Annotated in this window: 1 protein-coding gene; it reads right to left on the reverse strand. The window is 61.1% G+C overall.

The annotated features are described in order from the left end of the window. Nucleotides 1–320 precede the first annotated feature (320 nt). Nucleotides 321–1,021, reverse strand: a 701-nt coding sequence (locus GY725_21100; protein MCP4006685.1) for a nucleotidyl transferase AbiEii/AbiGii toxin family protein, incomplete at its 5' end; no start/stop codon positions are given.

The raw sequence follows: 1,021 nt of genomic DNA on the forward strand, positions 1-1,021 counted from the left end.
CGCCGACGACCTCGGCCGGAGCCGATGGATGACCTCGGTGCTGACCCAGTAGACGTCGCCTTCTCCGTTTCTCGGTCCGAGGTTCCTCCGCATCAGCTGATCGTAGGTCAGGTCGGAGGCGCTCCGTCGTCGTGGAGCGCGGTGGAGAGCACGCCTTCCGCGAGCATGCAGCTTGCCCTTGAGGAAACGATCGCGTCCTCCTCGAGCAGCGCGCCGCGTCGGCGCTAGCACGATGACGTCGTGCTGAACCTGACGTAAAGGAGGCCGGACTCGCAATCGCCTCCTGGCGCCGAGAGTCGGTATCTTCGGACCTGGAATTGTCAATCCCCAGAACGAACCTTGCCCGAGTCTCCCTTCCAGGCTTGCCCTGGCAGCTGCGCGATCAGATTCTGCAGTACCGCTCTGCCTTGCTGCAGTGCATCGGAAGCTGAGGGATCAGAGCTCGCCTCGGAAGCGAGCAGCGGCTGGAGGTCTTTCAAGAAATCCGGATCATCCAACTTCCGGACCAGATTCGCCTCGAACTCGGCCCGTGAAACGCGCGCACCCTCGTTAGCCAGGTAGGCCTCGAAGCATCGCACAATCCTCGCGTGATCGAGATGCGGAAGGCGATCCATCGCCGTCGCCAAATCGAACAAGTCCCTCCCTTTCTTGCGCTGATAGAGCGCCCGCATCTTCGTGCCGAGAAGCTCCTCGACGGCATAGCTCACGACTTCAGCCTCTCCCGCATACCATGGATTCGACACCGCGAAGTGAGCTCTGTACAAACCGAAGACAGTGAAGTGCTCGCGCGTGTTGATCTCGATCTTGAGCCGCAAGGGCGTGGTGGGTGGAATCTCTGACCGAAAGCGATAGATCAGGGTCACGCGTCCCCGGTTCTGCTTCCATTTCGGTTTGCCGAGCCACGAATCGAGTTGTGCGCGGATCGCATTCATCACCGGCCCGATGGGGCCGGCGTTGAGCTGGACGAGATCTATGTCTTCGGAGTAGCGACGCACGCGGACGAGGAAGAGCTTGTGGAGAG

The sequence above is a fragment of the bacterium genome, assembly GCA_024226335.1.
GTDB lineage: Bacteria > Myxococcota_A > UBA9160 > SZUA-336 > SZUA-336 > JAAELY01.